Origin of the sequence: Streptomyces sp. NPDC048419, assembly GCF_043200415.1 — a bacterium.
Classification (GTDB): Bacteria; Actinomycetota; Actinomycetes; order Streptomycetales; family Streptomycetaceae; genus Streptomyces.
In genome coordinates this window covers 242407-265043 of the sequence record NZ_JBICXT010000004.1, presented here as the reverse complement: position 1 = coordinate 265043, position 22637 = coordinate 242407, and the positions used below count along the sequence as shown (strand labels likewise).

The 22637-nt window shown below is 72.3% G+C and carries 23 protein-coding genes and 3 pseudogenes; 15 read left to right on the top strand and 11 right to left on the bottom strand.

What is annotated here, in order from left to right:
• The first annotated feature begins 41 nt into the window (after positions 1 to 41).
• Positions 42 to 737, top strand: a complete 696-nt coding sequence (locus ACGFYN_RS11500) for a glycoside hydrolase family 75 protein (RefSeq protein WP_393865569.1) — start codon at positions 42 to 44, stop codon at positions 735 to 737.
• Positions 738 to 778: 41 nt separating this feature from the next.
• Here the strand turns inward: ACGFYN_RS11500 and ACGFYN_RS11495 are convergent, their stop codons facing one another.
• From ACGFYN_RS11495 to ACGFYN_RS11475, 5 genes are all read right to left on the bottom strand, one after another.
• Positions 779 to 1189: a PTS-dependent dihydroxyacetone kinase phosphotransferase subunit DhaM gene (locus ACGFYN_RS11495; RefSeq protein ID WP_393865568.1), complete on the bottom strand. Its 411-nt coding sequence runs from the start codon at positions 1187 to 1189 to the stop codon at positions 779 to 781.
• Complete coding sequence (dhaL, locus tag ACGFYN_RS11490; protein ID WP_393865567.1) at positions 1182 to 1784, bottom strand: dihydroxyacetone kinase subunit DhaL; 603 nt, start codon at positions 1782 to 1784, stop codon at positions 1182 to 1184. Before dhaL ends, ACGFYN_RS11495 begins: the two co-directional genes overlap by 8 nt.
• Before the next feature lie 46 nt (positions 1785 to 1830).
• Positions 1831 to 2823: a dihydroxyacetone kinase subunit DhaK gene (gene dhaK, locus ACGFYN_RS11485; RefSeq protein WP_393865566.1), complete on the bottom strand. Its 993-nt coding sequence runs from the start codon at positions 2821 to 2823 to the stop codon at positions 1831 to 1833.
• A 178-nt stretch (positions 2824 to 3001) separates the two neighbouring features.
• Complete coding sequence (locus tag ACGFYN_RS11480) at positions 3002 to 3574, bottom strand: hypothetical protein (RefSeq protein WP_393865565.1); 573 nt, start codon at positions 3572 to 3574, stop codon at positions 3002 to 3004.
• 168 nt (positions 3575 to 3742) lie between these two features.
• A complete protein-coding gene (locus ACGFYN_RS11475; protein ID WP_393865564.1) occupies positions 3743 to 4132 on the bottom strand; it encodes an STAS domain-containing protein in 390 nt (129 codons plus the stop codon).
• Between the two features lie 161 nt (positions 4133 to 4293).
• Between ACGFYN_RS11475 and ACGFYN_RS11470 the strand changes: the two genes are divergently transcribed.
• The 4 genes from ACGFYN_RS11470 to ACGFYN_RS11455 all read left to right on the top strand — a co-directional run bounded on the left by ACGFYN_RS11470 (position 4294) and on the right by ACGFYN_RS11455 (position 6859).
• The gene (locus tag ACGFYN_RS11470; protein WP_393865563.1) at positions 4294 to 4464 is read left to right on the top strand and encodes a hypothetical protein; all 171 of its coding nucleotides are present in this window, start codon (positions 4294 to 4296) and stop codon (positions 4462 to 4464) included.
• A 115-nt stretch (positions 4465 to 4579) separates the two neighbouring features.
• Positions 4580 to 5020: a pyridoxamine 5'-phosphate oxidase family protein gene (locus tag ACGFYN_RS11465; protein ID WP_393865562.1), complete on the top strand. Its 441-nt coding sequence runs from the start codon at positions 4580 to 4582 to the stop codon at positions 5018 to 5020.
• Between the two features lie 452 nt (positions 5021 to 5472).
• Positions 5473 to 6567 carry a universal stress protein gene (locus ACGFYN_RS11460; RefSeq protein WP_393865561.1) on the top strand — a complete coding sequence of 365 codons (1095 nt, stop codon included), beginning with the start codon at positions 5473 to 5475 and terminating at the stop codon, positions 6565 to 6567.
• Positions 6568 to 6679: 112 nt separating this feature from the next.
• A complete protein-coding gene (locus tag ACGFYN_RS11455; RefSeq protein WP_393865560.1) occupies positions 6680 to 6859 on the top strand; it encodes a hypothetical protein in 180 nt (59 codons plus the stop codon).
• 273 nt (positions 6860 to 7132) lie between these two features.
• On the opposite strand, the pseudogene ACGFYN_RS11450 reads toward ACGFYN_RS11455, so the two are convergent.
• Both ACGFYN_RS11450 and ACGFYN_RS11445 read right to left on the bottom strand, forming a co-directional pair.
• Positions 7133 to 7747: pseudogene (locus ACGFYN_RS11450) on the bottom strand (DUF4389 domain-containing protein).
• A 186-nt stretch (positions 7748 to 7933) separates the two neighbouring features.
• Positions 7934 to 8398 carry a pyridoxamine 5'-phosphate oxidase family protein gene (locus tag ACGFYN_RS11445; RefSeq protein WP_393865559.1) on the bottom strand — a complete coding sequence of 155 codons (465 nt, stop codon included), beginning with the start codon at positions 8396 to 8398 and terminating at the stop codon, positions 7934 to 7936.
• A 123-nt stretch (positions 8399 to 8521) separates the two neighbouring features.
• Here ACGFYN_RS11445 and ACGFYN_RS11440 point away from each other — a divergent pair.
• From ACGFYN_RS11440 to ACGFYN_RS11400, 9 genes and pseudogenes are all read left to right on the top strand, one after another.
• Positions 8522 to 9101 (top strand): annotated as a pseudogene (locus ACGFYN_RS11440) (LuxR C-terminal-related transcriptional regulator); the annotation flags it as partial.
• Between the two features lie 179 nt (positions 9102 to 9280).
• On the top strand, positions 9281 to 11008 hold the full coding sequence (locus ACGFYN_RS11435) for a GAF domain-containing protein (protein ID WP_393865558.1): 1728 nt from the start codon (positions 9281 to 9283) through the stop codon (positions 11006 to 11008).
• A gap of 301 nt (positions 11009 to 11309) precedes the next feature.
• Positions 11310 to 12425, top strand: a complete 1116-nt coding sequence (locus ACGFYN_RS11430) for an NAD(P) transhydrogenase subunit alpha (RefSeq protein WP_393865557.1) — start codon at positions 11310 to 11312, stop codon at positions 12423 to 12425.
• Entirely contained in the window at positions 12422 to 12733 is a 312-nt protein-coding gene (locus tag ACGFYN_RS11425) for an NAD(P) transhydrogenase subunit alpha (RefSeq protein ID WP_393865556.1), read from the top strand. The genes ACGFYN_RS11430 and ACGFYN_RS11425 overlap by 4 nt, the downstream gene beginning before the upstream one ends.
• Before the next feature lie 5 nt (positions 12734 to 12738).
• The gene (locus tag ACGFYN_RS11420; RefSeq protein ID WP_393865555.1) at positions 12739 to 14151 is read left to right on the top strand and encodes an NAD(P)(+) transhydrogenase (Re/Si-specific) subunit beta; all 1413 of its coding nucleotides are present in this window, start codon (positions 12739 to 12741) and stop codon (positions 14149 to 14151) included.
• A 305-nt stretch (positions 14152 to 14456) separates the two neighbouring features.
• Positions 14457 to 15527 carry a zinc-dependent alcohol dehydrogenase family protein gene (locus tag ACGFYN_RS11415; protein ID WP_393865554.1) on the top strand — a complete coding sequence of 357 codons (1071 nt, stop codon included), beginning with the start codon at positions 14457 to 14459 and terminating at the stop codon, positions 15525 to 15527.
• Positions 15528 to 15642: 115 nt separating this feature from the next.
• Positions 15643 to 16463 (top strand): annotated as a pseudogene (locus tag ACGFYN_RS11410) (glycosyl hydrolase family 65 protein); the annotation flags it as partial.
• Positions 16464 to 16600: 137 nt separating this feature from the next.
• Positions 16601 to 16747, top strand: coding sequence for a hypothetical protein (locus ACGFYN_RS11405; protein ID WP_393865553.1), 147 nt, complete (start codon positions 16601 to 16603; stop codon positions 16745 to 16747).
• A gap of 40 nt (positions 16748 to 16787) precedes the next feature.
• A complete protein-coding gene (locus ACGFYN_RS11400) occupies positions 16788 to 17768 on the top strand; it encodes an Acg family FMN-binding oxidoreductase (protein ID WP_393865552.1) in 981 nt (326 codons plus the stop codon).
• A gap of 30 nt (positions 17769 to 17798) precedes the next feature.
• On the opposite strand, the gene ACGFYN_RS11395 is transcribed toward ACGFYN_RS11400, so the two are convergent.
• Positions 17799 to 18500, bottom strand: a complete 702-nt coding sequence (locus tag ACGFYN_RS11395) for a response regulator (protein WP_393865551.1) — start codon at positions 18498 to 18500, stop codon at positions 17799 to 17801.
• Between the two features lie 212 nt (positions 18501 to 18712).
• Here ACGFYN_RS11395 and ACGFYN_RS11390 point away from each other — a divergent pair, with 212 nt between their 5' ends.
• Complete coding sequence (locus tag ACGFYN_RS11390; protein WP_393865550.1) at positions 18713 to 19309, top strand: hypothetical protein; 597 nt, start codon at positions 18713 to 18715, stop codon at positions 19307 to 19309.
• Positions 19310 to 19331: 22 nt separating this feature from the next.
• Here the strand turns inward: ACGFYN_RS11390 and ACGFYN_RS11385 are convergent, their stop codons facing one another.
• The 3 genes from ACGFYN_RS11385 to ACGFYN_RS11375 form a co-directional block, all read right to left on the bottom strand.
• Positions 19332 to 19988 (bottom strand): CBS domain-containing protein, encoded by a 657-nt coding sequence (locus tag ACGFYN_RS11385; protein WP_393865549.1) that lies wholly within the window; start codon positions 19986 to 19988, stop codon positions 19332 to 19334.
• A 23-nt stretch (positions 19989 to 20011) separates the two neighbouring features.
• Positions 20012 to 20476 (bottom strand): cyclic nucleotide-binding domain-containing protein, encoded by a 465-nt coding sequence (locus ACGFYN_RS11380; RefSeq protein ID WP_393865548.1) that lies wholly within the window; start codon positions 20474 to 20476, stop codon positions 20012 to 20014.
• A 266-nt stretch (positions 20477 to 20742) separates the two neighbouring features.
• Positions 20743 to 22443, bottom strand: a complete 1701-nt coding sequence (locus tag ACGFYN_RS11375) for a SulP family inorganic anion transporter (protein ID WP_393865547.1) — start codon at positions 22441 to 22443, stop codon at positions 20743 to 20745.
• Between the last annotated feature and the right edge of the window lie 194 nt (positions 22444 to 22637).

Below are 22637 nucleotides of genomic sequence, written 5' to 3'. Positions count from 1 at the left end.
AAAGCGCCCGTCAGTGCCCCTTCGGGAAAGGGCCCTTCAACGTGCGTGTCCAGTCGCTGACCCTTGCCGTGGCCGGCGTCGCCCTGCTCGCCCCGTCGATGGCGGCCGCCGCCGAAACCCGTGTCCCGGCGGAGTCGACCGCCCGGCGCGAGAGCGACCTCCGAGCATTCGACCTGCTGGCCAGGGTGCGTGACTGCACCCGGATCTCCCACGGCCGCTTCCGCACCGACCACGGGAAGCGGGCGAGCGTCGCGGTGTGCGGCACCCGGCACGCCGTGTTCTGGAAGGCCGACATGGACATCGACTGCGACGGGCAGTCCGGCCCGCGCTGCAACCGCCGCACCGATCCGCTGTTCTCTGCCGCCACCGCCTACCAGCAGTCCGACGGACGGCCGTTGAGCGCCGAGCGTCTTCCCTACGTGGTCGTGCCCGCCGCCGGCTCCGTGTGGAAGCCCGCCGAAGACGGCGTACGCGGCGGCACCGTCGCCGCCGTCGTGTACCGCGGCCGTGTGCAGTACGCGGTGGTGGGCGACGTCGGCCCGCGCGGCCTCATCGGCGAGGCGTCCTACGCCACCGCCAAGGCGCTCGGCATCAACCCGGACCCGCGCCGCGGCGGCGTGCCCTCGGGCGTCACCTACATCGTCTTCAAGGACTCGCAGGCCAAGCCGATCGAGAGCCACGCCGCCGCCGTCACGGTGGGACGGCGGCTGGCGTGGAGCTTCGTGCAGGGCGAGTAGGCCTCCCTCGGCCGCGAGGGGGAGGGCTCGGGCGGGGGCGGTCAGACCTTCCGGTAGGTGTACGCCTCCGCGGCCGCCGCCTCCACCGCCGCGAGGTCGGCGCCCGCCGCCGCTGTGACCACCGCGGCGACCGCGCCCTCCACGAACGGGGCGTCCACCAGCCGGGTGTTCTCCGGGAGTTCGTCGCCCTCGGCGAGCAGCGCCTTCACCGTGAGGACGGCGCTGCCGAGGTCGGTGAGCACGGCGACCCCGGCACCCCGGTCGACGGACGCCGCCGCGGCGGCGATCAGCTCCGAGCTGGTGCCGAGGCCGCCGCCCTCGGTGCCGCCCGCCGGAGCGACGGGCACCGAAGTCCCGCCGCCCGCAAGCCCCTTGGCCAGCTCGGCCACGGACGCGGCCACCTCGGCGCTGTGCGACACCAGCACGATCCCGACCTGCTTCTCGTCACTCACCGTCGGCCTCCGCGAGGGCGGCGATCAGCAGCGACGACGAGGTGGCGCCCGGGTCCTGGTGACCGATGCTGCGCTCCCCGAGATAGCTGGCGCGGCCCTTGCGGGCCTGCAGGGGCGTCGTCGCGAGCGCGCCCTGCTCGGCGGCGGTCCGCGCGGCGGCGAAGTCCCCCTCACCGAGCGCGTCCACGGCCGGCACCAACGCGTCGATCATGGTCTTGTCGCCCGGCGCGGCCCCGCCGAGCGTCATGACCGCGTCCACCCCGGCCCGCAGCGCCTCGGCCAGCTGTGCCTCGCTGACCTCGGAGTCGTCCCCGAGCGCCTTGCCCGTACGGCGCAGCAGCGTGCCGTAGAGCGGGCCCGACGCACCGCCGACGGTCGAGATCAGCTGACGCCCGGCGAGCACCAGGACCGCACCCGGCGTCCGAGGTGCCTCCTTCTCCAGCGTCGCGGCCACGGCCCGGAACCCGCGCTGCAGATTGCTGCCGTGGTCGGCGTCCCCGATGGGCGAGTCGAGAGCGGTGAGCCGTTCCGCCTCGCGGTCCACGGACGCGGCGGTCGCCGTCATCCAACGGCGGAAGAAATCGGCGTCGAGCACTGGATCTCCTTGCGTGGTAGGTACGTTGACACCCCGGTCCGCCGGGTTACATCCCCCAGCGCAGACCCGGCGTCTTCACCGGCGCGTCCCACAGGCGCAGCAGCTCCTCGTCGACCTGGCACAGCGTGACGGAGGCACCGGCCATGTCGAGCGAGGTGACGTAGTTGCCCACCAGCGTGCGGGCCACGGCGACGCCGCGCGCGGTGAGCACCCGCTGCACCTCGGCGTTGAACCCGTACAACTCCAGCAGCGGCGTCGCGCCCATGCCGTTGACGAGGACGAGGACGGGGTTGCGCGGGGACATGTCCTCGACGATGGCGTCCACCGCGAACTCGGCGATCTCTCCCGAGGTCATCATCGCCCGGCGTTCCCGGCCGGGCTCTCCGTGAATGCCGATGCCGAGCTCCAGCTCGCCGGAAGGCAGATCGAAGGTCGGGGTGCCCTTGGCGGGCGTGGTGACGGCGCTGAGCGCGACACCGAAGCTGCGGGAGTTCTCGTTGACCTGCCGGCCGATCGCCTCCACGCGCTCCAGCGGCTGCCCCTCCTCCGCCGCCGCGCCCGCGATCTTCTCCACGAACAGCGTCGCCCCGGTGCCCCGGCGCCCGGCGGTGTAGAGGCTGTCGGTGACCGCAACGTCGTCGTTGACGAGCACCTTGGCGACCTGGATGCCCTCGTCCTCGGCGAGCTCGGCGGCCATGTCGAAGTTGAGCACGTCACCGGTGTAGTTCTTCACGATGAACAGCACCCCGGCACCGCTGTCCACGGCGGCCGCCGCGCGCACCATCTGGTCGGGGACCGGCGAGGTGAACACCTCGCCCGGGCAGGCACCCGTCAGCATCCCGGGGCCCACGAATCCGCCGTGCAGCGGCTCATGCCCCGAGCCACCGCCCGAGACCAGGGCGACCTTTCCGGCCACGGGGGCGTCCCGCCGTACGATCACCCGGCTCTCCACATCCACGGCCAGCTCCGGGTGGGCGGCCGCCATTCCGCGCAGCGCGTCCGCCACCACGGTTTCCGGAACGTTGATCAACATCTTCACGGGATCCTCCTGGTGAGACGCGTTCGATCCTCTGTCCGTACAGCCATTGTCGGCAGTATCGGTGCTCCGGCGGCGCTGGTCACCTGTACGGCGTATCCAGGCGTGCTGCCGCCCGGAAACGGCAGAACGCCCGGTGACGGTGTGTCCCGTCGCCGCGCGTGCTGCCGTTCTGCCACCGTCAGCCGGTCTTGTGCCCCCACTTCGGGCCGACCATGGCCCATTCGCTGCCCCACAGGCGGGTCCGTCGCCGGTCGAGCCGCAGGCGGGCCAGGCCGCCGGCGCCGAGCACCAGGCCCGTCGTGCCGATCCCGGCGGCGGCCCCGAGCACGGCCGCTTCGAGGTCCGCCGCGGACCGGGTCGGCGGCCGGGTGGACAGTTCGCCCTGGCGGTCGGTGTAGGCGACGATGTGCGTTCCGGCCTTCAGACCGGTCTCGACCAGGGTGTTCCCGGTGCGGGTGGCACCGTCCGGCGGGGTCCAGCGGACCTTGGCCAGAGCCCGGTAGTGGCTCTTCGCCCCGGGTTGCGTCGTGTCCGAGACGAGGACGGCCGCCACGGGGATGCGCTCGGCACGCTGCCGCGCGAAGACGCCGTCGGCGGCATGGGCCGTGATCACACCGGCGAGCGTGCCGCCCACGGTGACGATGGCCCACACGGCCAGCACGAGCCAGGCCTCGAGAACGTCCTCGCGACGGCGCAGCGGGTTGTGCCGCCACCGCCAGAGCCACTTCGTCGTCCGCCTGCGTGCTCGCATCGGTCTGCACCTCCTCGTCGTCTCGACTTGCCCAACGTGTCAGTCGCGCGCGGGGCGCGGGATGGGCCGGACAGGGGTGGTCGTGGGGCCGACCGGGACCAGGCCGGGGCCCGGGATGGGCCGTTCAGTCACATCAATAGCCGTGTCCTTCGGGAGGGTGGCGTTCGGTCAGCCCGCCGCGGCGGAGACCTCGTCCTGCCGGACAGTGCCGAAGAGGGCCGTGGGCAGATCAGGGTGGATCTCGAAGACGTCCGCCAGGCGAACGGCGCGCAGGATGCGCAGGAAGCAGCCGTGGCCGGCGACCAGGCGGAGCCTGCCCTGCCGGGCCAGCACGCGGTTCCTCGTCCGGCAGAGCAGCCGCAGCCCGCTGCAGTCGATGAAGATCACGGGGCGCAGGTCCAGCACCACGTCGGGCCGGCGGCCTGCGGTCAGGCTGTCGAGGCGCGCCGAGAGCGGCGCGGCCGTGACGACGTCGATCTCGCCGCGGACCTCCACCACGGTCGTGCCGCCCGCGACGCGTTCCGTGTGGCAAGGCGCGAGCCTGGCGTTCGTGTCCATATGCAGAGCAAAGCCGCGTGACGGACGTGGCGGAAGGGCCGGTCGGCCCCAGTCGGAGGGCCGCCGGGGCCGATCGGCCCCACGCTCGCCGCGCACACGGCGCCGAGGGTCGTGCTCGGGTCCCCGATGAAGGCGTCAGCCGGAATCCGAGGGGTGGGCGCGTGCCGGCCCGCTCCATGCGGCTCGCCTCTACGGGCAGAGCAGAGAACCCCGTCGACCACAACATCGTGGACGGCGGGATCGTCTTCCGCACCGCGCCCGGGGCCGACGCGTGCTGGTGCGCGGCCACGCTCGCACCCACTGTGATCACAGGCCGTCGTATGACGGTGTGATGTGGGACGTTTTCCGGCGGGACCGGGGCCGATGGTCCCTCACCCCGGGCCCCGGTCGCGCGGAGGATGGAGGGAACGCTCCACTGCCGCACCCACGTGAGAGACGGACTGGCCCATGTATCCGAACGACGGTTTCCGCGAACTCGACCGGCAGGAGTGCCTGCGCCTCCTGGCGATGGTCCCGGTCGGCCGTATCGTCCACACACGTCACGCGCTGCCGGCCGTGCTGCCCGTCAACTTCGGACTCGACCGCGACGGCGCGGTGGTGCTGCGCACGTCTGCGTCCTCGGAGCTGGCCCGTGCCGTCGACGGTGTGGTGGTCGCCTTCGAGGCGGACGAGGTGGACGCGGCCACCCAGTCCGGCTGGAGTGTCGTCGTCACCGGGGCGGCCGGCGTGGTGACCGACGCGGGCGAGCACGAGCGACTGCTGCGGACCGGCCCGCGCTCGTGGATGCCTTCGCCCTGGGAGGTGTTCGTCCGCATCGAACCCGAACTGGTCACCGGCCGCGAACTCGCGGGCGGGTGCAGTCTGTACGGGGTGACCCTGCCGTTCTGAGGCCGGTGCGCCATGGGGCGGGCGCATCACCTTGTCGTGCGCCCAGCGGTCCCGGAAGAAGCCCTCCCATTCGCCGTCCGCCTCGCCGAAGACGGCACGGGCGTCGGCGAACACCTTTGCGGCGGGTGCGCAGCCGTCGGGCGCCCGGCGGCCGGCCCTCGTGGGCGCGCCTGCCGGAGGGTCGCGCCGTGTCTCCGTTCTCCATGGCTCGGACAGTGGGTGTGGCCGATTGGGCACTCGAAGCCGGGTGACCTTGGAAGGCGGCCGTCCCGCCCGTCGCGCGGCGTTCGAGAGGGCACCGGTCGGCACGTCGTAGGGGCCGAACGGCCCTACCGGTGCCGGGCCGCACGAGAAGACTCGTTCGGAACAGCACCCACGACGCGCGTGCCAGGGGAGACGGCACACCCCGAGGGGGAGGTGCGGGCGGCGCGCCGAGACGTACGGAGCGGACCATGGTGACATCCGGGCGTGCACCGATCGTGGTCGGCCTCGATCCCGGCCCGTCCCACCGCCTGGTCCTCGCCTGGGGCGCCGACGAGGCGGACCGGCGCCGGGTGCCACTCCAACTGGTGCACGCCCAGGGCAGATCGCCCGGCGAGGACGCGCCCCGACATCACTACGGGGGCGTCTGGGCCCATGATCGGCGCAGCCTCGCCGAACACACCCTGCTCGACGCGGTCGCCTACGTCAACGACCGCCATCCACGGCTGGAGGTCTTGACCCTGCTCGCCGCGGACGACCCGGTGCCGCTCCTGCGCAGGCACGCGAGTACGGCCGCGGCCGTCGTGCTGGGCTCACACCGACTGCGCACACGGGAGGGCCTGTTCACCTCGGCGTCGGTCGTGCTGCCCGTCATCGCGCACGCAGGCTGCCCCGTCGTGGTGGTACGCGACTTCGATCAAGTCGGCGGATCTTCCCCGCACTTCGTCGTCGGTGTCGACGTCGGTATGGACGGCCGGCACCACTCGGTGGCCGCCGTGGATCACGCTCTCGCGGAAGGAGCCCTGCACCGCGCGGTGGTGCGGGTGCTGTACGTGTGGCATCCGCCCCTGCTCGGCGTCCTCGACGAGCACGCCGCCCTGCGCGAGTCACGTGCCCTCCTGTCGGAGCTGGTGGAGAGCCGGCGGGCGGCCCACCCGGATGTGGAAGTGCGCCACGAGGTGATCCGCGGGCGGCCGGCTCAGGTCCTGGCCCGGGAGTCCGCGCAGGCGCTCGGCCTCGTCGTGGGCATCCGCGGCGACGACGTCCCCACCGGCATGCTGCTCGGCTCGGTCGTGCAGGGCGTGCTCGACCGTGCCCGCTGTCCGGTGGTGGCCGTTCCGCGGAGCGAGCGGCAGCAACGTACGTACGGCAGTGAGCGCTTCGGCCGGGCCACCCGCCGTGCACAGCGTGCGGCGGTCCGCCGCGCCCGGCGTCTCGCCGGCTTCGCCCGTGCCTGGCCGGGGATGGCCCGCAGAGGCTCCCGGTCGTGGGTCCGGCACGGCGGACAGGCGCGTCGAGGGCTGGGGATGCGGCGGTGGCGCCGGTGGGCGGGCTTGCGGTGGTAGCCGACCGCCGGACCGGGCCCTCGGGGTCCTTCCCCGAACGCCCCGAAGGGCGCTGTTCCGCTGCCGTGAGGCCGCGGGCCGGGAGTCCACCGGCACACCCTGCCGTGACGTCGTGCTGGGCCTGGACCTGGATGACCCCGACGAGGCCGTCGTCCGCTTCGCCTTCGACGCCGCGCAGCGCCGTGCGGCCTGGCTCAGAGTGGTCCACGGCTGGAGCCTGCCTGTCTCCCACGGCTACGGCGCCGCCATGGACGTGGGGCTCAACGAGGAACTGGCCGGGCGGATCCGGTAGCGGCTGGCCGACGTCCTGCGGCCGTGGCAGGAGAAGTTCCCCGGCGTGGACGTACGCGAGCAGCCCGTGGTCGGCAGCGCCGGCCGCCACCTCGTGCAGGGCCCACACGATGCGGCGCTGGTCGTCGTCGGACGCACCGACCGCCGTGCGGCCGTGGGCAGTCACATCGGCCCGGTCACCCATGCGGCGCTGCAACACGCCGACGCGCCGGTCGCGGTGGTGCCGCAGACTGAGGCGGCGAACGCTACCGGAGCGCCGCCACCGGCGGCTCGGTCATGCCTGGTCCTCCGGTGCGTACGGCTCGGTGCCGCCCATGTCGAGGCGGAAGGGCGGATAGGCGTCCGTCATCAGGCCGGCGTAGGCGGCCACCCGCAGCACCCACCGGTTGAGCCCGAGGACCAGGTCGAACAGGCCGCGCGGGTACTTCTCGGTGAAGGCCAGAGTCACGGCCGCGATCACCGCCGGCACGGCGACCAGGCCGCCGTGCCACCAGCCGAGGTGGTAGCCGCCGAGGAAGAACCCGACGACGATGTAGTGCGGGATGGCCGGCAGCCACCACTTCACCAACACCAGCCCCCGGGACAGCCGTTCGGGATAGGCGACATCCAGCCGCGCTGGGTGGCCGGGCTCCTCGCCCAGGCTGAACGGCGGATAGCGGTCGGTGCCCAGGGCGCCGTAAGAGTAGTAGGCGACCCGCTAACTCCAGCGCAGGACACCCAGGTTGAAGTCGAACAGGGCGCGTGGGTAGCGCTCGGTGAACAGGATGCTCACGAACGCGACCACACTCGCCAGGGCGAAGGCGATCCAGAGGAAGAACAGCACCACGTAATGGGGGATCGCGAGGATCCACTTCACCAGCCACAGCCAGCGGGACAGCCGTGGGTCCAGTACCGCTCACGCGCACGGGACGGTTCGTCGCACTCGCCAGGCTCGTCATGGCGATCAGCTCCTTCGGCCCGTCGCGTCGCCCCGGCGACCTGGGCCCAGTGTCAGCGTGTCCGCGACATGCCGTACCGGGCAGGGTCCGTTGGGGGTGGTACCGGGTCCAAGGGTTCCGGCTTCGGCGTGCCGGTCTCAGCTGCCGTCGGAGCCGCTCACGTCCGCGCCGGTCAGACGGATCCCGGTGATCAGGTCGGGCCGGATGCGGACGGCGTAGTCCATGGTCTGCTGCACCCAGGGCTGCAGCAGCCGCTGGAAGCGGGCAGCCTCCAGCGGGTCGGTCACCAGATGGGCGTACCCGGTGGCCACGACACTCCAGCCGAGGTGCGTGTCCGGGTCGATGGCGTCGGCCTCGTAGGCCACGACCACACCCGTCGACGCCGATTCGCGCGTGTGCGAGGTCAGGGCCGCGCCCTCGTGGGTGCGGATGACGATGTCACCGCCGTCCATGATGTGGTTGACGGGCCGGATGGTCGGCAGCGCGTGCCGCGTGAAGACGACCCTGCCCATGGACACGCTGCCCAGCAGGCGCAGCGCTTCGTCCCGGTCGAGCTCGATGCTCCGGCGCGGTCCCACGGGGGCCGAGTGGGTCTGGCGCATGGCGGAATCCCGTACGAGTCGGCGGCTCACGTCTGCCGATCATTGGAACGCAACGCGGCACACCCCGTAAGGGCCGTTCGGCCCTACTCCGCATCCGGTCGGCCCTGTGCGCCTCTGGGAGACATGGGCGGGACGGGGAACCGGACAGGTGGCGGGATGAAGCGACGCCCTCTCCTGGACGATCACGACGTGGTACGGCGGGCGGTGCGCGACCTTCTCGACGGCGAGCCGGACATCATCGTGGTCGGCGAGGCCGCCACCGCCGGGCGGGCGCTGGTCCGCGTCCCCGCGCTGCGTCCGGGGGTGGCGACGAGGAGGCCCTGCTGGACTCGATCATGGCGGGCCCGGCTACGTCCTGAAGCAGATCCGGGGCTCGGACCTGGTGTCGGCCGTGCGTACGGTCGCCTCGGTTCAGTCGCCGCTCGGCCCCGGCGCCGCCACCCGGCTGGTGGCCCGGCTGCGCGGCGTGCAGGAGCCGGGGGAGGAGCAGGACGCGCTGACGGGCCTGACCGACCGGGGGCGCGAGATCCTCGCCCTGATCGGGGAGGGACTCCGCGACCGCCGGATCGGCCGGCGGCTGTTCCTCGCCGAGAAGGCGGAGAAGAACCACATCTCCCGTCTGCCGGCCAAGCTCGGGGTGGAGCGGCGCGTCCGGGCCGCCGTGATGGCCACCCAGGCCCAGGACCGGGTGCGGCAGCACGGCGGCCGACGCTCGCGAGCTGTACGGCCCCGGATCGCCCCTGTCCCGCCTCCCGCCCAGCTCACCGGCCACGGAGCCGCCGGCTTCCTCCCGCTCCCGTACCGCCCCGCCCCCTGGGCCGTTAACGTGGCACGTGACCGACATGGTCTGCCTTCGGCGGCTCTTGCGAGTGGAGGAGACCGGTGGGAAGCCACGGAGAGTCCCAGGACGCGCGTGTGCGCCTGCCCCAGCTGAGGCTGGACGAGTTGCTGGAGGAGCTGCAGGCCCGCCTGGATGCGGCCCGGGGCACCCGCGACCGGGTGCACAGCCTCCTGGAGGCCGTGCTCTCGGTCGGCCGCGAACTCGACCTCGAACAGGCCCTGCACAGCATCGTGGAGGCCGCGGCGACCCTGGTCGACGCGGAGTACGCCGCTCTCGGCGTGATCGGGCCGGACGGCAAGCGGCTGTCGGCCTTCCACACGGTCGGCGTCAGCCGCAAGGCGATCGCCGAGATCGGCCCGTTCCCCGAGGGCCACGGCATCCTCGGAGAGCTCATCCGCCACCCCGAGCCGCTGCGGCTGACCAAGATCTCCGAGCACCCGGCGTCGTACGGCTTCCCGGCCCACCACCCACCGATGAACACCTTCCTCGGCGTCCCCATCCGCATCCGCGACCAGATCTTCGGCAATCTGTACCTGACCGAGAAGCGGGGCGGTGCGCAGTTCGACTCGGAGGACGAGTCGGTCCTGGCCACGCTGGCCGTGGCGGCCGGTGTCGCGATCGACAACGCCCGCCTGTACGAGGAGTCCCGGCTGCGCGAGCGCTGGCTGCAGGCGAACGCGGAGATCACCCACGGCCTGATGTCCGGGGGCCCGAGCACGGAGGTGCTCCGCTTGATCGCCGAGCGGGCCGGTGAGATCACCGGCTCGGCCCTGGCGGCGGTCGCGCTGCCCATGGAGGACACCGGCAGGCTGGGGGTGGAGATCGCCGTCGGCATGGACTCCGAGGCACACCGGGGCCTCGTGCTGCCCATGGACGCGAGTCTGATGGGACTGGCCTTCGCCGCGGCCGCGCCGGTCACCAGCGAGGACGTCGTCCACGACGAGCGGATCTCGCCGGAGCCGCCGCGCTTCCAGGGGCTCGGCCCCGGCGTCGCCGTGCCCATCGGCACGGGCGGGACGGGTGCGCGCGGTGTGGTCCTGCTGGTGCGCAGGGCGGGTCAGCCGGTCTACGAGACCACCGAGATCGAGCCGCTGCAGTCCTTCGCCGCGCAGGCTGCGATCGCGATGGAGCTCGCGGAGCGCCGGCGGGACGCCGAGGAGGTCGCGGTGCTCAAGGACCGCGACCGGATCGCCCGCGACCTGCACGACCTGGCGATCCAGCGGCTCTTCGCCACCGGCATGACGCTGCAGAGCGCCGGCCGCTTCATAGAGCACGAGGAGGCAGCCGGCCGCGTGGCGCGGGCGGTCGACGACCTGGACGAGACGATCAAGATCATCCGGTCGACGATCTTCGGCCTGCGGGCGCGCGAGGACGGTGCCGGGACGGGTCTGCGGGCCCGCGTGGTGCGCGTGGTGGGCGAGGCGACCCAGGTGCTCGGCTTCGCGCCCAGCCTGCGGATGGAAGGCCTGCTGGACACCGATGTGCCGCGGGAGGTCGCCGACCATGTCGTGGCCGTCCTGTCCGAGGCACTGACCAACGTCGCCCGGCACGCCGGAGCCGGCCGTACCGACGTCGTCCTGGAGATGGACGGCCGGGAGATCCGGCTGAAGGTGTCGGACGACGGTGTGGGCATCCCACCCGACGGCCGCCGCAGCGGACTGCGCAACATGGCTGAACGGGCAGAGCAGTTGGGTGGAGCCCTGGACCTCCGGAGCGGGCACGCGGGTGGCACGGTGCTGGCCTGGCACGCACCGGTGACACCGGAGTAGAGCCGCGCATCCGCGGATGCCGCGGCTTTCGAGCAGGCGTACCGCTCAACCGCGGCGGACGTCTGGTCATGGTCGGCCGGTCCGCGGACAATTGTCTGTGTCGATGGTCCCGTCTTCGACACGGTTGTCGGCGGCATCTCCGTCATCGCCTCCATCGTGGGCAACCGCCAGAACCTGGTCGAGGTCTTTCGCACTGCACGCCGTCGGACACACCCAGGTCATCGCCGAGACCCGGCGCCTTGACCAGGTCAAAGACTTCTGAGGCCCGGGGACCCCGGACCCCGGGGAGAGGCAGCAGCCCATGGCCGACGTCACCGTAGGTGCCGTCCGGGAGCGAGCGCCCGGCGAACGCCGCGTCGCCCTCGTTCCCGAAGCCGTCACCCTCCTGTGCCGGATCGGGATCGACGTCCTCGTCGAGGCCGGGGCCGGGTCCGGCGCCTGGTTCACGGACGCCGACTACACCGACGCCGGCGCGAGCGTCGTGTCCCCGCAGGAGCTCTACGCACGCGCGGACGCCGTCCTGTGCGTCGGCCCGCCGGAGCCGGAGACCGCGCAGGCGCTGCGCCGTGGGCAGACCCTGATCGGTCTGCTCGAACCGCTGCGCCATCCTGACCTCGTGCAGGAGCTGAACCGGCGCGGGGTGCGCACGGTGAGCCTCGACCTGCTGCCGCGCACCCTCAGCCGCGCCCAGTCCATGGACGCCCTGACCTCGCAGGCGAGCGTTGCCGGCTACAAGGCGGCGGTGCTGGCGGCCGACTCCTACGACCGCTTCTTCCCCATGCTGACCACCGCGGCGGGCACCATGCGCCCGGCCCAGGTCCTCGTACTCGGCGCCGGCGTGGCCGGGCTGCAGGCGATCGCCACCACCCGCCGTCTCGGCGCCGTCGTCACCGCGTACGACGTACGTCCCGAGTCCCGGGAGGAGGTGCGGTCGCTCGGCGCCCGGTTCCTGGACGTCGAGGGCCCAGTGGGCACCGGGTCGGGCGCCGGACAGGGCGGCTACGCACGGGAGTTGTCCGAGGCGGAGCAGACGGCGCAGCGGGAGGCGCTGGATGCTCACGTCGCCCGTACGGACATCGTTATCGGCACCGCCCAAGTCCCGGGCCGCAAGCCGCCGTTGCTGGTGACGGCCGCAGTCGTCGAGGCCATGAGGCCCGGATCGGTCGTCGTCGACCTCGCCGCGAGCGAACTCGGCGGCAACGTCGAGGGTTCCGTACCCGACAAGACGGTCGTCCTGGAGAACGGCGTGACCGTGATCGGCGCCGGGAACCTCCCGTCCGCGATGGCGACCGCCGCATCGACGGCCTACGCCCGCAACCTCGTGGCGGTCCTGCGCCACTTCGTGCACGACGGACGGCTGTTCTTCGACCCGGCCGACGAGATCACGGCCGCGCTCACCCAGGGAGCCCCTTCATGAACGACCTAGACCTCCTCACCGCGATCACCGTGTTCGTGTTGAGCGTCCTGGTCGGCGTCGAGGTCATCAGCAAGGTCCCCGCGACCCTGCACACGCCCCTGATGTCCGGCTCGAACGCGGTGCACGGCATCGTCGTGATCGGCGCCATGCTGATCGCCGCGAAGTCGCATACCTGGCTCGGCTACGTACTCGCCTTCGTGGCCATGGTGTTCGGGGCGATGAACGTCGTCGGCGGCTACGTCGTCACCGACCGGATGCTGGAGATGTTCAGGTCCAGGCCACGCGGCGGCGACAAGCCGAAGGGGTGAGCGCCATGGACAGCGTCTCCAACGCGGTGCACTACGTCTTCCTGGCCACGGCTGTCTGCTTCGTGCTCGGTCTGCATCTGATGAACCACCCCCGAACGGCCCGCCGTGGCAACGCGATCTCCGCCGGAGCCATGACCGTCGCGATCGCGGCCACGCTGTGGCTGGTGGTCCACGAGGGCACGATCACCACGACCGGCTGGCTCGTGCTCGTCTCGGGCGGTCTCGTCGGGGCCGCGCTCGGCCTGTACGCAGCGCGCGAGGTCAAGATGACCGCCATGCCCCAACTGGTCAGTCTCTTCAATGCGGTGGGCGGCGGGGCGGCGGCGCTGATCGCCGTCAACGACCTGCTGCAGACCGGCGATCCGGCCGCGCTGGGGGCGCGGGTCTCACTCCCGGGTGCCCTGGACATCGTCATCGGAGCGGTCACCTTCTCCGGATCGCTGATCGCCGCGGGCAAGCTCCAAGGCGTCGTCTCCGGAGCACCGGTGGTGTTCCCGGGTGTGCGGCTGCTGAACGTGGCGCTGCCGCTGTCCTTCGTCGCCGGCACGGTCTGGCTGGTGCTGGAGCCGGACTCCCGCACCGCCCTGTACGCACTGGCCGCCGTCGCCCTGGCCTTCGGCGTGACGATGGTGCTGCCGATCGGCGGCGCGGACATGCCGGTCGTGATCGCCCTGCTGAACGCCTTCACGGGATCGGCGGTGGCGATGGCGGGCTTCGTCCTGAACGAGACCGCGCTGATCATCGCGGGCATGCTGGTCAGCTCCTCGGGCGGCATCCTCACCAAGCTGATGGCCGACGCCATGAACCGGTCTGTCGCCAGCATCGTGGTCGGCGGCTTCGGCACCGGGGACGACGCTCCCATGGCCGTCGGAGGGGCTCCGGCGCAGGTGCGCCCGGTTTCCGTGGACGACGTGGCGATCCAGCTGGCGTACGCGGGCAAGGTCGTCTTCGTCCCGGGCTACGGCCTCGCCGCCGCCCAGGCCCAGCACGAACTCGGCGCCCTGGCCCAGCTGTTGACCGACCACGGGGTCGAGGTCAGTTATGCCATCCACCCGGTCGCGGGCCGTATGCCGGGCCATATGAACGTGCTCCTGGCGGAGGCCGACGTGCCCTACCCCCAGCTCAAGGAGATGGACGAGGTCAACCCGGAGTTCCCGCAGGCCGACGTCGCCCTCGTCATCGGAGCCAACGACGTCACCAACCCCATGGCCCGGCGTCCCGGCAACGCCATCTCCGGCATGCCGATCCTCGACGTCGACAAGGCCAGGAGCGTCGTCGTCATCAAGCGCTCGATGGGCCATGGCTACGCCGGAGTCGACAACGAGCTCTACACCGACCCCAAGACCGGGATGTTCTTCACCGATGCCAAGAAGGGGCTGGCCGAACTGAAGGCGGCCGTCGGGGAGTTCGTCGCCTGACAGATTCCCCTCGCACCGGGTCCGACGAGGGCGCTCCAGCGTACGGGTGGCTCACTCGCGGACATGAGCAACGGGAAGGGCGCCACCCGCTTCTCGCGGATCCTGATCGCGCGGTGCGCGGCTTTGAGTCCGCTTCTCCGCGCCTCCTACGGACCCTTCCCGTCACCTCCAGCACCCCAACGGGCCGACGGCAGCGCCAGGGCCACTCGGCCCCGTGCGGATCGTGTGTGTTCCGGTCAAGCTGGAACCGAGGGGGTATTCCCGGCAACTCCACGAACCCGCTGATCAAGAGGGTGAGGACGGACATGAAAGGCTACGTGTTCCACGGCCCTGGACAGGGCGCCTGGGAAGAGGTCGCGGACCCTGGTCTCCAGGAGGCCACCGACGCGATCGTGCGCGTCGACGCGGTCACCATCTGCGGAACGGACCTGCACATCCTCAAGGGCGACGTACCCGAGGTGAGGCCGGGTACCGTGCTGGGGCACGAGGCGGTCGGCGAGATCGTCGAGGTCGGTGCCGAGGTGCGCAGCGTACGGCCCGGAGACCGGGTCCTGGTCTCCTGCATCAGCTCCTGCGGACGCTGCCGCTACTGCCGCGAGGCCATGTACGGCCAGTGCCGGGGCGGCGGGGGCTGGATCCTCGGCCACCTGATCGACGGCACCCAGGCCGACTACGTCAGGGTCCCGTACGCCGACCTCTCCGTGCACGTGCTGCCCGGCTCGGTGGACAACGAGGACGCCGTGCTGCTGGCCGACATCTTCCCGACGGCGTACGAGGTGGGCGTGCTCAACGGACGTGTGCGCCCCGGAGACACCGTCGTCGTGGTCGGGGCGGGCCCCATCGGGCTCGCCGCGATCGCCACGGCCCGGCTGTTCGCGCCCGAGCGCGTCGTTGCCGTGGACCTCGCCGCGTCGCGCCTGGAGGCGGCCAGGAAGCTGGGCGCCGAGGCGGTCGCCGACGCGAGCGAGGCCCCCGAGCAGCTGATCGCCGATCTCACCGACGGGCTCGGCGCGGACGTGGTGATCGAGGCGGTCGGCGTGCCGGAGACCTTCGAGCTGTCCACGCGCATGGTGCGCCCGGGCGGCCACGTGGCCAACGTCGGTGTGCACGGCAAGCCCGCGACCCTGCACCTGGAAGACCTGTGGATCAAGAACGTGACCATCACCACGGGCCTCGTCGACACCCACTCCACACCAACCCTGCTGCGGATGGCGGCGGCCGGGCGCCTGCCGACATCCCAGCTGGTCACCCACGGCTTCCCGCTCGAGCGCATGGAGGAGGCGTACGAGGTGTTCTCGCGTGCCGGTGAGACCGGCGCGCTCAAGGTCGTGCTCGGCGGGCCGCAGCGCGAGGTCGTCCCCGTGCCCGGGGCATGACCGGCCCGGGCCGGGCGGTCCGGTACGGGGGCCGATCCACCCCTGCTGAACGCGGTCCGCCGATGCCACGGTGAAGGTGGGGCTGCATGACGGGCTCCGGCGCGGACCGACGAAGGTCGACGACAACGCGTACACCAACGTCACGGCCGCCTGGGTGCTTGCCCGCACCCTGGAGCCGCTGGAGTCCTTCCCGAGCCGCGGCGGTGCGAACTCGTAAAGGCGCCATCGGCCAGTTCGAGGGCTGCGGCGAGCTCGCCGAGCTCGACTGGGACGGCTACCGCAAGCGGTACGACGACATCCGGCGCCTGGACCGGATCCTGGAGGCGGAGGGTGACACCGTGAACCGCTACCGTGCCTCCGAGCAGGCCGACGTCCTGATGCTCGGATATCTCCGATGCTCGGACATCTCTTCGGACCGGCCGAACTGCGCGATCTCTTCCGGCGGTTGGGGTGCGGCTGGACGAGGAGCTCTGACACCGCACCGTCGACCACTACCTGCGGCGCACCAGTCACGGCTCCACCCTCAGTGGCCTCGTCCACGGCTGGGTCCTGGCCCGCGCCCGGCGTTCCGAGGCGTGGAAGTACTGCCTGGAGGCGCTGCGCGGCGACATCGCCGACGTGCAGGGCGGCACCACCGGCGAGGGGATCGACCTCGGCGCGATGGCCGGCACCCTCGACCTCGTCCAGCGCGGCCTGACCGGCCTGGAGACCGGAAGCGGGGCGCTGCGGCTCGATCCCGTGCCGCTGCCGGAGCTGTCCTCGGACGGATTCGCGCTGCGCTACCAGGAGCACTGGGGCGTGCGGCTGAGGCTGGAGCACGGGCTGCTGGAGATCGCGGTGCCGTCGTCCGACGGATCGCCCATCGACGTCCGGCTGCCGGACCGGACCGTGTGCCAGCGGCCGGGGGACACGGCCCGGCTGGTGCTGGAGGAGTAGCACCGTCGACGGGCCGCATGGACCCCGGCCGAGACCGGACGGCCCATCCGCGCCGGTTGCGCCGGGAACGAGGCTGTAGGGGCGACGGTCCATGCGGACGATCCGGCGCACGGCGGGAGCGAAGAAGGCGCGCCCTGATGTACTGGAAGCGGGCCCCGATGCACTGGAACGGACACGACATGAACCGCTGGGGCTGGTTCGACACATCGCCGAAGCCGCCCACTCCCGGCCCGGCCGAGCAACCGCTCGCTGAGCGCCTGGCCCGAGCCGTCACCGAACACTGACCCACAGCGCCCGTACCGCCTGCCCGAGGGAGGTGCGCCCATGCCGGCGCAGCCACTCGACACCGTGAACGTGAGATCCCTGGTGACCGCCGCCACCGCAGCACCCTCCCTGCACAACGCGCAGCCCTGGCGGTTCCGCCACCACCACGAGAGCGGCACCCTGGAACTGCGCGCCGACCTCGCGCGGGCCATGCCGCATACCGACCCCGACAACCGCGCACTGCACCTCGGCTGTGCCGCCGCGCTCTTCAATCTCCGCGTCGCCGCGGCGGACAGCGGCCTGCTCACGGACACGGTCCTGTTCCCCGATCCGGCCGACCGCGAACTGCTCGCCGCCGTACGCCTCGTCGGCACCGACCGCCCCGACGGCGACCTGGCACGGCTGTTCCCGGCGATCGCCCGCCGGCACACCAGCCGCCACCCATTCCAGGACCGGCCGGTTCCGGTGGCTGTCCAGGAACTGCTGAGCGAGGCCGCCCGGCGCGAGGGCGCGGCGCTCGTCTTCCCCGGCGAGTGGCATGTGGAGGCCCTGCTGGAGCACGTCCGCGACGTCGAGGGGCGCGACAGCATGGAACCGGAGCGGTCCGAGGACCTCCGGCGGTGGACCCGCACCGGGGACGAGGTCGCTGTCGACGGGATCCCCGCCTCAGCCGTCGGACCCCGCAAGGAGGGCGGCCGCGCCCCGGTCCGCGACTTCGCCGGACGCCGTGCCGTACCCGGCCGTCCGGCCGCCGTCTTCGAGGCCACGCCGCACCTCGCCGTGCTCGGTACAAGTCAGGACCGGCCGCAGGACTGGCTACGGGCGGGGCAGGCATTGGAGCGCGTCCTGCTGCTCGCCACTCTCAACGGGCTGGCCACCTCCCTGACCTCGCACTCCCTGGAGCGGGAGGATCTGCGGGAACTGGCCCGCGACCCGCGCTCGGCCCTGGGCTTCGTGCACATGGTGCTGCGCCTCGGCTACGGCCCCGCTGGGACCACGACTCCACGACGCCCCGTGGACGAAGTCCTGGAGATCGGCTGAACCGTCGAACCGTACAGACGCCGTAAGGGATCAGCGTGCCGGGTGCTCCCCCGGTTCGGGCTGCTCCAGGTGTGTGGCGAGCACCGCGGCCTGGACGCGGCGCTGGACACCCAGCTTCGCGAGCAGCCGGGAGATGTGGTTCTTGACCGTCTTCTCGGAGAGGTAGAGCCGCTTGCCGATCTCGCGGTTGGTGAGTCCGTCCCCGATCAGGGCGAGGATCTCCCGCTCGCGCGGGGAGAGGCCCGCGAGCTCCGGCGCGACGGCCGGCGTCTCGACCGGCTCGGCCCGCAGCGAGCGCATCAGACGGGCCGTGGTGGCGGGGTCGAGCATCGACTGGCCGGAGGCGACCGTGCGTACCGCCGAGACCAGGTCCGAGCCGCGGATCTGCTTGAGCACATAGCCCGAGGCCCCGGCCATGATGGCGTCGAGCAGCGCCTCCTCGTCGTCGAACGACGTCAGCATGAGCACGGCCAGCTCCGGCATACGGCTGCGCAGGTCGCGGCAGACGGAGATGCCGTCGCCGTCGGGCAGACGCACGTCCAGGACCGCCACGTCCGGACGCACCGCGGCCGCCCGGACCAGGGCGTGCTCCACGTTCGCGGCATCTCCGACGACGGTGATGTCCGGCTCCGCGTCCAGCAGGTCGGCCAGGCCGCGCCGGACGACCTCGTGGTCGTCGAGCAGGAAGACCCGGATCGGGTCCTGCGAGGTGAAGGTGCGTGCTTCGGTCATCTCGACCCCTTGATCCCGGGAGGTGTGACGCATGGACAGCGGGCCCTACGTCACGACGATCATCACGCGTGGGGGCCGGTCGCACTAGGGCCGACCGGCCCCACTCGCCGGTTCGGGCGGCCGGTGATCGGCCAGGCCCTCCCGCCGACGGTGATCTGGTGAGACCGTTTAGGTGTGCCCGTCCTCATTGCGCCGGTAAGGGGGTGCGACCGATGCGGAAGGTGAGACGCGCAAAGGTTCTCGGGTGGCGGTGGCGCAGCAATCCGCTGCGGCGGCGCAGCGACGTGCTGGAGGCGTGGATCGTGCTGGCCGCCTGGGCGGTCGCGGCCGTGGCGTCGGTCGTCGCGGGATTCGTCGGGGCGCGGGCCGCGCAGCACGCGGTGGACGAGGACCGGGCGGGCCGTCGTCCGGTGACGGCGGTGCTGGTCAAGGCCGTGCCGGGCAGCGGACGGGACGTCGTGACCGGCATCAGGTACGACCGGGTCGTGGCGACGGTGCACTGGACCGATGTCCGCGACGGCAGGGCGACCGTCCACACGGGTTTCATGAACGTGAAGCCCACCGCGAAGCCGGGCAGCACGGTGCGGGCGTGGACGAACGGCCACGGCCGTCTGGTGGCACCACCCGTGACCGCCGCCGAGGCGGGCACCCGTGTGGTGCTGGCCGGTGCCGGAGTCGCACTGGCCGCCGGAGCGACGGTCCTCCTTGGCGGGTGCCTGGTCCGGCTGCGTGTGCAACGGCGCGCCACCGAGAAGTGGGGCGTCGAGTGGGAGCAGGTCGGGCGCCACTGGGGACACACCACCGGCTGAGGCGGCCCGGACGCGGCACGGCTCAGCCCGCCGACCGGTCCGCACCGTCGAGCGCGAACTCCACGTCCACGACGCCCTCGACCGCCCGCACCAGACGCGCGGCCACCGGCACGAGCGAGGTGTCGCGGACCCGGCCGGCGAGCGTGACGACACCGTCCCGGACCTCGACCAGCACCGAGGCCGGTGGGCAGAAGAGGTAGGAGACGACCTCCCGGCGGATCTGCTCGGCGATCTCCTCGTCGTCGCGCAGGAAGACCTTCAGCAGATCCGTCCGGCTGACGATGCCCTCCAGGCGACCGTCGGCGTCGACGACCGGCAGCCGCTTGACCGGCGCCCGGGCCATCTCCCGCGCGGCCTGCGCGAGCGTGGCGTCAGCGCGGACGGTGAGGGCGGGCGAGGTCATCAGCTCGTCGGCGGTGAGCGAGCCGGCCTTGGCCAGGTCGGACAGCCGCCGCAGCTGGGTGTAGCGGTCGGGGTCGCTGTCGCGGAACTCCTCCTTGGGCAGCAGGTCCGCCTCGGAGACGATCCCCAGGACCTTGCTGCCGCCGTCCACCACGGGCACCGCGCTGACCTTTCGGTCCTGCATGATCCGCACGATGTCCTTGAAGGCCGTCCCACGGTCCACGGTGGCGACGGCCCGGGTCATCACTTCGCTCACGATGTGCGGGGAGCCATGCATGACGCCTCCTTGAATGCTCGCGCTCACCGCGCGTTCCCGCTGCCGTACGGCCCGTACAGGTCCAGCAGCCGGACACGGGCCGCCTGCAGCCGGTGCGCCACGACCATGCCCACCCACTCGGCCACACTGCGGCCGAACGCGGGATCCTCCGCGCAGACCGTCCGCACGGTGGCCGCGTCGAACTCGTACGCCCGCAATGGTGAGGACGTCTCGGCGCCGAGATGCCAGGCGTGCGGCGGGAACAGCCAGGACCAGCCCAGGAGTTCGTTGTGCCCGAGGGGCTCGATGACGGCGGCGCGGCGGCCGGGCACGCGCATGTCGAGGTCCACCGTGCCGGTGCGGATGATCCAGAACCGGTCGGCGCGACCGCCCTCATCGAACAGCCGGGTGCCCAGGGGGAACGACACCTCCTGGGCGAGCCGCATCAGCCGCTGCCGGTGCTCGGCGGACAGCGCCCGCGGCATGCTCATGGTTGCGGGAGCGTTCATGGCGTGCCTCCAGTAAGGCGTATGGGGGTAGGGCGTACGGGATTTCCTCTGCCAGCGTCGGCCCGCCGCTCCCCGGCCGGCCAGGGGCCACCCGGCCCCACGAACGGGCCGTCCGGCGCCCCTTGCCGCCCGGCGCAGCCGAAGTCCGCGCCGGCAACAGCGGCGCGCCGAGCGGCCCTTGGGCACCACGCCGACCGGGACGACGACGCGTCGACGGCACGCAACCGCCGCCCACCGCCCGCTCGTGAAGAGCCGACGCGACACCCCTAGTCCTTCCGGCTCCATGCGCGATACGCCGTCACCGCGGTCGGCAGGGTGGGAAAGATCAGTTCCCTGCCCACCGCCTCGGCCAGGCCGTACGCCTCCAGCTGGTCGAGCAGATCCTGTTTCACGCGTGCGAGGGCGAACACGATCCCGCGGCGGGTGAGTTCCTGGCGCAGCCGGTCGACCGCGTCCAGGGCGGTGATGTCCACCTCGACGTTCGCCTCGGCGTTGAGGAGGAACCAGTGGACGGACTCGGTCTGTTCGTCCACCGAGGCCAGGGCCCGGCGATGGAAGTTCTGGGCGTTGGCGAAGAACAGCGGCGAGTCGTAGCGGTACACCAGCAGGCCCGGGACGGTGCGGGCCTGCGGGTAGTCGTCGACGTCGTGCATGCCCGCCATGCCGGGCACCAGCCCCTCGACGGCGTCGTGCGGGCGGGCCACCCGGCTCAGCAGCTCCGCCACGGACATGCCGACGGCGACCAGGACCCCGTAGAGGATGTCCAGGGTCAGCACGCCGGCCAGGCAGCCGAGTGCCAGCAGCAGTTCACGCCGCCGGAAGGACGCCAGCCGGCGGAAGCCCGCGAGGTCGATCATCCGGACCGCCGCGTACACGACCAGGGCGCCGAGGACGGCCGACGGGGTACTGGTCAGCAACGGGCTGAGGAACAGCAGGACGGCGAGCACCACCAGTCCGGAGACCAGGGAGTACGCCTGGCTGCGGGCGCCCGACGAGAAGGCGAGGGCCGTGCGGCTGGCGCTGCTGCTCACCGGGAACCCGTGCAGGACGCCGGCCCCGATGTTGGTGACGCCCAGCGCCAGGAACTCCTGGTTGGCGTCCAGCTCCGCGCCGCCGTCCTCGGGCCGGCCGGTGAAGGCCCGCGCGGTGAGGATGCAGTCCGTGTAGGCGACCAGCAGGACACCGAGGGCGGGCAGCACCAGGTGTGGGATCTCGGTGAGGTCCGGCACCGCGAGCGTGGGCAGCCCGGCCGGGACCTTGCCGATCACCTTGATGCCGTACTTCTCGTCGAGGTCGAAGGCGGCGACCGCGGCGGTCCCCAGCACCACCACCAGCAGCGGCCCGGGCACCGCGGGAGCCAGCCGCACCACCGTGAACAGCACGACGAGAGCGAGGGCGGCGAGCAGCACCGTGGCGGCGTGGGCCTGTCCCAGGTTGCGTACGAAGGACCAGAGCTGGGGGAAGAACTCCGAGCCCGTCGTCGGCACTCCGGTCAGCTTGGGCAGCTGGTCCACCATCATGATCAGCGCGACCCCCGCCAGATAGCCGATCAGCACGGGCCGGGAGAACAGGTCGGCGACGAAACCAAGGCGCAGCAGCCGGGCCGCCAGGCACAGCAGTCCGACCGTGACGGCCAGGGCGGCGGCCAGCGCGGCGTACCGGCCGGGGTCGGCGCCGACGAGCGGGCCGACCACCGTCGCCGTCATCAGCGCCGTCGTCGACTCGGGACCGACGGACAGCAGGGGCGACGAGCCGAACACCGCGTAGAGCGCGAGGGCGGGCAGGATCGCCCACAGCCCGGCGACCGGCGGCAGCCCGGCCAGGCCCGCGTACGCCATCACCTGCGGCACCAGATAAGCGGCCACCGTCAGACCCGCCAGCAGGTCCCCGCGCAGCCAGGAGCGTCGGTAACCGGTCAGCGCGGCGATGCCGGGCGCCGTACGGCGCCACCACGAGACGCGGGACATGCATCTCCTCTCGCCGCCCTGGTCAAAGAATCCACCGCGCTGACGCCGGCCGCGAGAGGTGAGGCGACGGCCGGTCGTCCAACACAGTCCGCGGATGGGGCCGTTCAGCCCATGGAGACCGATGGTCCGGCACGCGAGTGTGGGGCCGGTCGGTCCCGGCCGGGGACCTGCGGTCCCTGCACCACCGACGCTAC

Excerpts from the sequence above, each read along its gene's own strand:
- ACGFYN_RS11385 (WP_393865549.1), bottom strand. The coding sequence starts at position 19,988 with ATGCATGGCTCCCCGCACATCGTGAGCGAAGTGATGACCCGGGCCGTC.
- ACGFYN_RS11460 (WP_393865561.1), top strand. The coding sequence starts at position 5,473 with ATGGTGACATCCGGGCGTGCACCGATCGTGGTCGGCCTCGATCCCGGC.
- ACGFYN_RS11375 (WP_393865547.1), bottom strand. The coding sequence starts at position 22,443 with ATGTCCCGCGTCTCGTGGTGGCGCCGTACGGCGCCCGGCATCGCCGCG.
- ACGFYN_RS11395 (WP_393865551.1), bottom strand. The coding sequence starts at position 18,500 with ATGACCGAAGCACGCACCTTCACCTCGCAGGACCCGATCCGGGTCTTC.
- ACGFYN_RS11390 (WP_393865550.1), top strand. The coding sequence starts at position 18,713 with ATGCGGAAGGTGAGACGCGCAAAGGTTCTCGGGTGGCGGTGGCGCAGC.
- ACGFYN_RS11405 (WP_393865553.1), top strand. The coding sequence starts at position 16,601 with ATGTACTGGAAGCGGGCCCCGATGCACTGGAACGGACACGACATGAAC.
- ACGFYN_RS11480 (WP_393865565.1), bottom strand. The coding sequence starts at position 3,574 with ATGCGAGCACGCAGGCGGACGACGAAGTGGCTCTGGCGGTGGCGGCAC.
- ACGFYN_RS11430 (WP_393865557.1), top strand. The coding sequence starts at position 11,310 with ATGGCCGACGTCACCGTAGGTGCCGTCCGGGAGCGAGCGCCCGGCGAA.
- ACGFYN_RS11465 (WP_393865562.1), top strand. The coding sequence starts at position 4,580 with ATGTATCCGAACGACGGTTTCCGCGAACTCGACCGGCAGGAGTGCCTG.
- ACGFYN_RS11420 (WP_393865555.1), top strand. The coding sequence starts at position 12,739 with ATGGACAGCGTCTCCAACGCGGTGCACTACGTCTTCCTGGCCACGGCT.
- ACGFYN_RS11415 (WP_393865554.1), top strand. The coding sequence starts at position 14,457 with ATGAAAGGCTACGTGTTCCACGGCCCTGGACAGGGCGCCTGGGAAGAG.
- ACGFYN_RS11475 (WP_393865564.1), bottom strand. The coding sequence starts at position 4,132 with ATGGACACGAACGCCAGGCTCGCGCCTTGCCACACGGAACGCGTCGCG.
- ACGFYN_RS11400 (WP_393865552.1), top strand. The coding sequence starts at position 16,788 with ATGCCGGCGCAGCCACTCGACACCGTGAACGTGAGATCCCTGGTGACC.
- ACGFYN_RS11425 (WP_393865556.1), top strand. The coding sequence starts at position 12,422 with ATGAACGACCTAGACCTCCTCACCGCGATCACCGTGTTCGTGTTGAGC.
- ACGFYN_RS11380 (WP_393865548.1), bottom strand. The coding sequence starts at position 20,476 with ATGAACGCTCCCGCAACCATGAGCATGCCGCGGGCGCTGTCCGCCGAG.
- ACGFYN_RS11445 (WP_393865559.1), bottom strand. The coding sequence starts at position 8,398 with ATGCGCCAGACCCACTCGGCCCCCGTGGGACCGCGCCGGAGCATCGAG.